This is a genomic window from Draconibacterium sp. (assembly GCF_041583095.1).
Taxonomy (GTDB): Bacteria; Bacteroidota; Bacteroidia; order Bacteroidales; family Prolixibacteraceae; genus Draconibacterium.
This window is the reverse complement of sequence record NZ_JBFHGM010000226.1, coordinates 1-8,127: the sequence shown is the minus strand read 5'-3', so window position 1 is coordinate 8,127 and position 8,127 is coordinate 1. Positions and strand designations below refer to the sequence as shown.

Genomic DNA, 8,127 nt, shown 5'->3' with positions numbered 1-8,127 from the left:
CGGGCGGAAAGTTAATGGTAACCTGAGGAGCTGTTTCATCTGCTCCCGGATCTACAGCCGATATTCCATCGATGTAGTTTTGATCGCATGCATTGAAAGCAAACAATATCAATGCAAGTATAAATAATTTATTATAAGTCTTCATGTTTTATCGTTTTAGTCAATTCCTTCTTCCAATTGTGGTAATTCAGCAACCTGATCGGCCGGGAATGGCAAATAGGCTTTGTCCATCGTAAATGTTCTTCCACCATACGACAGGGCACTAGTGTTTTCCGTACGCACCATATCGTAATAGCGGGTACCCCATTCCATTGCCAGTTCGGCAAATTTTTCGTCCAGTACATCTTGTGTTGTAACACCCGACAAGTTGGTTAATCCGGCACGTGCGCGAACCACGTTCACTGCATCGTCGGCACTCATTGAAATACTGCTTGATGCACCACGGGTAATCGCTTCGGCGTACATCAGCAACATTTCTGAATAGCGGATAACGATAAAGTTTTTGTTACTTCCGTAAGATGTTCTTCCGGGAACCAGTTCAGTAGAAGGCTGGCTGTGTTTTCCACTCACAAAATTCATGCGGGCGTTGTTGTTAAAAATATCACCTTCGCGGTTGGTATTGGTAATCCACTCAGGAATTGTACCATAGTCATTTCTCAACTCGGTGATTCCGTCGGGAGTGAAAATAACACTGGTTTCCAGACGTACACTCTCGCCTCTGTCGAGCATAAATTCGATGTATTTCAGTGTGGGCTCATAAAATCCCCAACCTGCTCCGGCACCGGTTATAACAGGTGTCCATCCGCCAATACCAAATGGGGCAAACAGGAAACCAAAACGGTCGCCTTCACCCTGGTTGAAATCGGAATACTGGAATTCCATTATATTCTCGTCATCCAATTTACCTGCCTTTTTAAACAGGTGATAAAAGTCGTCGGCTAACTTGAATTCGCCCGAGTTGATAATTTGCGACGTTGCATTTACCACACCCTGGTAATCTTTCATTTCCTGGTAAGCCAGTGCCTGAATTGCATAAGCAGTGTAAGTGGTCATACCTCCAGGAATATCAGAACGTTTGTTTGGATGCATATCCGGAAGGTTTGGAATTGCATCGGTCATTTCGTCTACAATATACTGCATAACCTGTGCTTTGTTACTCACCGGTGTATTCTGGATATTATCCAGCTGGTCGATAACGATACAGCCTCCAAAAGTTCGTGCAATGTTAAGGTATAGGTAAGCACGCATTACACGACATTCGGCAATGTACTGATCGGCCATAGCATTATTACCCGATGCTTCGCGGTACTTATTGATTTCGTCGATTGCAGTAAATGCATTTACAATGTCGTTGTAGTGTTGTTGCCATACCGAGTTTGGATTCCAGTGACTGGCCTGGTACATGTAATTATCCTGTTCCTGCATTGGAACCTGATCGCCGGCAGCATTTACATCGTCGCCTCTGATTCCCAGTGTTAATGGCTCTTCCCATGCGCGGGTGTACAAACCATGGTAGGCTCCCAGTAATGGTAAAATCATATTCTCGCCAATGGTATAATCTACATCGCTGGTAAACGATTCGTTCTCAAACGGTTGGTCCAGTTTGTCGGTGCATCCAATTCCCGATATCAATAACAGCCCGCTTAATAGTACGGGTGTAAAATATTTTATAAATAGTTTCTTCTTCATGTCTTAAAGTGTTTAGAATTTGAGATTTACACCAATTGTATAAACGGCCGGAACCGGATAAAACTGGCGGTCGATACCGTTGTTAACTTCAGGATTGAATCCGTTGTATTTAAATACAGTAAGCGGCTTTTCAGCAGTTACAAAAACTCTGGCATCGGGCAGCCCGGCACCAAGCAGCTTTTTGCCATCAATGTTGTACGCCAGCTGAATATTCTGGATGCGGAAGAAGTTTCCGTCTTCAACCAGGTAATCGCTAAAGTTCTGGTTCCATCCGCGACGTAGTGCCGAAGCCGATGGATATTTGTTCGATGTGCCTTCGCCTGTCCATAATCCCTTGGCCAAATCAGCGTCGATGTTGGTGTCGTTTGTCCATATGATCTCACCACGTTTACGGTTAAGAATTTTGTTACCTGTCTGGCCCATAATGTTCATCGAGAATTCGAAATCCTTATAGTTCAGTCCGATAAATCCGCCGTAAGAGAACGTTGGAATATACGAACCAAGGAATACTTTATCGTCGTCGTTGATCACATCATCATTGTTCTGATCGACAAACCTGAAATCGCCCGGAACCAGTGAATTGGCAACAGCTACCGGATCAGCATTAATTTCGGCCTCATTTTGGTAAATTCCTGCTACTTCGTAACCATAGAATGAAAGCAATGGCTCGCCAACCTGAGAACGTTGTCTGAACTCGGCCTGACCTCCGTTAATGTACGATTGTCCGTAAAGGTCGCGAACTTCGTTTTTCAGTGTTGAAATGTTCACACCAAGGTTGTAGCTAAAATCTCTGTTAATTTCGTTTCTCCAGCCTACTGCCAGTTCCAAACCTGAGTTACGGATGGTACCAACGTTACGTAAAACGCTTCCCGATTGCAATTTCAAACTTACCGGGATAGCAGCATCTTCCGTGTCGCGGATAAAGTAGTCGGCATCAATGGTTAAACGGTTGTCAAACAATTCGGCGTTTAAACCAATGTTTGTTCCGGTAACGGTTTCCCAACCCAAATAACCAAAAGTACTTGTTGTTGTTGTTCCGTCAACCTGCATATCGTCGATTGCCAAAAATACCGGGTTGGTAGTGTTTGCTCCATCCTGGCGGGCAATTTTATCGTTGCCCAGTTTTCCCCATCCACCTCTTAATTTAAGGTAGTTAAGAAAACCAACATTTTCCATAAAACTTTCTTCGGTAACTACCCATCCTAAACCAAAGGCAGGGAAAGTTCCCCATTTCTCCTGGTACTTTTGTGTTCCTTCCTGACGGATGGTGAAATAAGCGATGTATTTGTTATCGTAGTTGTATGATAAACGTCCGAAATAAGAAACACCGTACAGACGCTCTCCGTTATCTCCAACTTGTTTTGATGTTTCCGACTGCGACTGGTTAATGTACCATGCATTTTCGTTCAGCGGAATATCTTCGGCCGAACCGCCCAGATAATCATACCACTCGTCGCGGTACGACATACCGGCCATTGCGGTAATATTGTGGTCGCCAAAACTGTCAGTATATGTCAATGTGTTATCAAAGAAATGATTTACATTGGTGGTTCGCGATGATGAAATGGAAGATAGAGTTCTTCGTGTCGAGTTAGTGATGTAATAAGGCAATCCAACACTTCGAGACTTCAGGAACATCATTGACGAATTGTATGCACTTTTAAATGTTAACAGATTTGGAAGGATGTCAACCTCGGCATAAATACCGGCAAGTATTTTTCTGATATCCTGACGCGAATCGTTATAAGCAAGATTTAAAAACGGGTTTTGCGAACCGCGATAATCCAATAATTGTGCACTCGAATAATTACTTGGGTAATCAATCCCCTGTGCTACTAAATCGTCATAATTTTGCTGGTCGTATACCGGAAGGATTGGTACAGCATGATACGCGCTAAACCAGGCTGCATCGCTTGCAATGTAGCGGGTTCCGTTACTTACATTAAAGTTAACCCCGGTTTTTAACCAGCTGTTTGCCTGGTGATCGATTGATGCACGAATATTCATCCTTTTGTACGAATCTTCAGCTTCCAGCAAACCTTCCTGATCGTAATAATTCACTCCCATCGAGTAAGACGTTTTGTCGTTACCACCCAACACCGAAACCGAGTGGTTTTGCTGGCGGGCATGCGACTTCATAATCTCGGCATACCAGTCGGTATTTACGTTTGGTACATTCGGGTTCACGCGGCTACGGCCATAACGCTGCATCGCATTTTCAACAAAACTAATGTCGGCTGCCGAACCGGTTTGGTAAACGTAATCAACAAATTGTTCGGCGTTGGCCATTTGCATTACGTTTTGCGGAACCTGAATACCGTAGTATCCTTCATAGGTTATACTGGTTTGCGTGTTTAGCGAACCTTTTTTTGTGGTAATAAGTACCACTCCGTTTGCTGCCCTAACTCCATAAATTGCCGATGCGGATGCATCTTTTAAAACCGATAAAGTTTCAATATCCGATGGGTTAAGGAAATCGATGTTGTCGAAATACATTCCGTCAACAACATACAAAGGCGATGAATTACTGCTTCCCGGAAATGATCCGATACCGCGAATACGAACTGTTGGTGAACTACCCGGTGATCCTGAGTTTACAATCTGAACACCGGCAACTTTTCCTTGCAACGATTGCATGGCCTGTCCGGCAGGTGTTTTTACCAGTTCGTCTGATTTCAGTGTGGAAATTGAAGAGGTAAGATCGGCTTTTTTCATCGATCCGTAACCAACCACAACCACTTCTTCCAATCCCACAACATCTTCCTGTAATTGAATGTTGACAGTTCCTGATTGTTGTGGTTTTATTTCCTGTGATAAAAAACCAATGTAACTAAAAACTACAGTGGCTCCCTGTTTAACCGACAATGTGTAATTGCCGTCAATGTCTGTAACAACTCCGTTAGTTGTTCCTTTCTCCAAAACGGATACTCCCGGAAGAGTTATTCCGTTTGGATCAACCACCGAGCCGCCGATAGAAATTCTATCCTGCGCAAATAGGGTTGAAAACGAAAAAAGGAGAAATACAATAAAGAATGTTTTTCGCATAACTTTAAAATTTGAATTAGTTTGACGTCAAAGTTACGGTGACAGCATGGCGGAAAACAATCAAATAAATACACTATTGATACTTTCGGCGAAAGTGAATCGCTTTAACAACCTCATCATTACCTCATCCTGTAGAATAAACAATAATTGTAAGTAGTTGTATAACAGTGTTTAAAATGGTTGTTTGTTTGTGAATTCTTTTTATTTTTTTATACATTTAATTTTATTTATTTCGTAAAAAATGGGGTTTAGAGTAGAAAATAGAGGAATTGCATCCATTTGTCATCTGTTAAATCATTAACATTCGATGCTAAAAACCGGAACAAAATCGATCATTGGTACCATCTTTTTGGTGGTTTGGGCTATCACTTCCCTGGCTTTGGAGGAGGAAACGGGAGTGGTAAAGTTTGATCAGACCATCTATAAAGGGGCCCGGCAAAACTGGGGTGTTAGTATTGCCAACAATGGGATTGTTTATGTTGCCAATCATGCGGGACTTCTTTCGTTCGACGGAACCAACTGGACGATGAACCGGTTGCCAAATAACACAATTGTACGCTCGGTAAAAGCCGTTGGCGACTCGATTGTATACACCGGTGGATACATGGAGCTGGGTTATTGGAAACCAACACCAACGGGCGAACTGGTTTACAAATCGCTAAACCCGAAAGCAGCCGTTTTTTTAAAAGATAATCCGAACCTGGAATTTTGGAACATCGCGGTAAAAGATGATAATGTGTATTTTCAATCGTTTGGCAATATACTTACCTACCATAACGACAGTATTTATTCGTTGCTACTTGGTGGTGGTATTTCGGTAATGAACCAGGTAAACGACCGTGTTTTGGTGGCGATCAGAGACAATGGAATCTGGGAGGTTGAAAAGGATGAAGTAAAACGAATTATTTTCGATGATTCGCTTATCGGAACAACGGTTAAATTTATTATCCCCGGGAATAACGAAAACCTGCTGATTGGTACTGCCGACAGAGGAATTTTTGTTTGGGATGGAACCGGGCTGAATCAATGGAACGATGACTGGACCTCGTATTTTATTGAGAACGAGCTCAACCGGGCCAGCCGAAATAAAAACGGACAATTTATTATTGGTTCGCTGGTTGACGGAATTGTGGTATTTGATCGGTTCGGGAAACTGATAACACATGTAAATTCAAGAAACGGGCTTCCGAATAACACGGTGTTGGGTATTGCTAACGATGAACGCGGGAATACCTGGCTGGCACTCGATATTGGAATTGGTTTTGTTGCCGACAATCCCAACAAAAGTTTTGTAGTTAAAAAGTTACCGGGCGCGGGTGCTATCTACTCAACGGCCATTTTCGAGAACAAACTATACCTTGGTACAAATCAGGGTTTGTTTGAAAGATCGCTCGATTTGAATAGCGATGATATTAAACTTGTGCCAGGCACACAGGATCAGATATGGGATCTGAAAGTAAGTGACGACGAACTATTAATAGGGCACAACCAGGGGAGTTTTGCGCTGAGGAATGGAGAAAAAAGAGCAATATCCTCGGAAGGAGGCGCATTTAATTTTGTGCAGGATCCGTTTCATCCCGATTTGCTTTTGCAATCGACCTATAACCGCATTGTTGTATACAACAAAACCAAAAAGGGAATTGAGTTTAGAAACTACATCGAGGATTTTAGTAACCTGATCCGTTATATTGAATTCGATCATTTAGGAAATATCTGGGCCAGCCATATGCATCGCGGGATTTTTAAAATTCAGGTGGATGAAGAGCGTACAAAAGCCGTGGACGAACCTGAATATTTCGGAGAGGAGACTTTTGGAAAAGACCATTCAATACATGTTTTTAAAATTGAAAAACGCATTGTATTTACTACCGGCGAAAAGTTATATACCTTCGACGATCTTACCAATACCATTCTTCCTTACGATACAATAAACGCCAGTTTGGGAAAGTATGCGGCGTCCAACCGGATAATAAAAGCGCCCAACAATTATTATTGGTTTATCGAACCAACATCAATAGGTCTGTTCTCCATTGTACAAACCGATGTTAAACTGATTAAAGAGTTCCCAACGTCGTTGTTCAACGATCCGTTACTGGTTGATGGATTCGAAAATATCCTTCCGTTAAATCAATACTCCGGTATTTTGTGTTTGCAAAACGGCCTGGCTTTTCTTGATGCTTCGGTAAGCGACTCCGCCATAAGTATGGTTGGACGGTACGCACCTGAAGTGAGAAGTATTGAGCTGCAAAGCAACGGCGGGAGATCGGTATTTTTACCTCTTAACACCAGTGAACCCGAGATTAAAAACACGTTGAACAACGTAAAATTCCGTTTCTCCTTCCCTATGCTCAACGAATTTCCGGTATCGTACAAGTATTTTTTACGGGGCTTACATCAGGGCTGGTCGGGAAGTGTGACCGACCCCGAATTTCAGTTTGAAAGATTACCGCGCGGAGAATACCAGTTACAGGTAAAAGCTGTTGATATCTGGGGTAACGAGAGTCAGCTTTACACCTTCAATTTTAAAATTTTGCCACCACTGTTGGCTACCAAACTGGCCATATTTCTGTATATGTTTATTTTAATCGGAGCGCTTTTGCTATTCCGGCGGTGGGGGGTAAAACAAACTCAAAAGAAAGAGCAATTGCAACACGAAAAACGCGAGCGAGAACTCATTCGCCTGCGAAACGATAAACTACGGAGCGAAGTGCGGTTTAAAAGTAAAGAGCTGGCCAACTCTACCATGGCCATTATTCGTAAAAACGAATTTCTGATCGACCTGAAAAACATCATACGGAAACAAAAAGAAGAGCTGGGATCGCGTTACCCCGACAAGTATTTTAATTACCTGAACAACAAAATCGACGAAAATATCTCGAGCCGTGACGACCGCCAGATTTTTGAGAACAATTTTGAGCGGGCACACGAACAGTTCTTCCATAAGATGAAGAACAAATATCCCGATCTTACTTCGAGCGACCTGCAATTGTGTGCTTATCTGCGGATGAATTTATCTTCGAAAGAAATTGCTCCGCTGCTGGGTATATCCATTCGCGGTGTTGAAAACCATCGTTATAAATTAAGGAAAAAGCTCAATCTGGAACCGGAGGATTCGCTTACAGATGTGATGCTTTCGGTGTGACATTTAAACTTTTGCAAAGAGGTGTTAAATCACGGCCTCGCATACGAAAAATCGTATTGGTATATAATAGAAAAGGAGCAATCCTTTCGAACTGCTCCTTTTCTGTGGAGAATACCGGAGTCGAACCGGTGACCTCTTGACTGCCAGTCAAGCGCTCTAGCCAACTGAGCTAATCCCCCAAAACGTGGCTGCAAATATAAAAATATTTTTATTTAAACTGCAATTATTTTTTTCAGTATTTTCCAGTCCTG

3 protein-coding genes and 1 tRNA gene are annotated in these 8,127 nt (G+C 42.6%); 1 reads left to right on the top strand and 3 read right to left on the bottom strand.

Annotated elements, in window-relative coordinates; translation table 11 throughout:
* Positions 1-156: 156 nt before the first annotated feature.
* A complete protein-coding gene (locus ABZB17_RS17285) occupies positions 157-1,689 on the bottom strand; it encodes a RagB/SusD family nutrient uptake outer membrane protein (protein WP_372651951.1) in 1,533 nt (510 codons plus the stop codon).
* Between the two features lie 12 nt (positions 1,690-1,701).
* Positions 1,702-4,734: a SusC/RagA family TonB-linked outer membrane protein gene (locus ABZB17_RS17280; RefSeq protein ID WP_372651949.1), complete on the bottom strand. Its 3,033-nt coding sequence runs from the start codon at positions 4,732-4,734 to the stop codon at positions 1,702-1,704.
* A gap of 307 nt (positions 4,735-5,041) precedes the next feature.
* Here ABZB17_RS17280 and ABZB17_RS17275 point away from each other — a divergent pair, with 307 nt between their 5' ends.
* On the top strand, positions 5,042-7,876 hold the full coding sequence (locus ABZB17_RS17275; RefSeq protein WP_372651947.1) for a triple tyrosine motif-containing protein: 2,835 nt from the start codon (positions 5,042-5,044) through the stop codon (positions 7,874-7,876).
* A gap of 105 nt (positions 7,877-7,981) precedes the next feature.
* Here the strand turns inward: ABZB17_RS17275 and ABZB17_RS17270 are convergent.
* Positions 7,982-8,055, bottom strand: a tRNA-Ala gene (locus ABZB17_RS17270).
* Between the last annotated feature and the right edge of the window lie 72 nt (positions 8,056-8,127).

What these genes read in the sequence shown, in the direction of transcription:
- ABZB17_RS17275 (WP_372651947.1), top strand. Translation starts at nt 5,042, where the DNA reads ATGCTAAAAACCGGAACAAAATCGATCATTGGTACCATCTTTTTGGTG.
- ABZB17_RS17280 (WP_372651949.1), bottom strand. Translation starts at nt 4,734, where the DNA reads ATGCGAAAAACATTCTTTATTGTATTTCTCCTTTTTTCGTTTTCAACC.
- ABZB17_RS17285 (WP_372651951.1), bottom strand. Translation starts at nt 1,689, where the DNA reads ATGAAGAAGAAACTATTTATAAAATATTTTACACCCGTACTATTAAGC.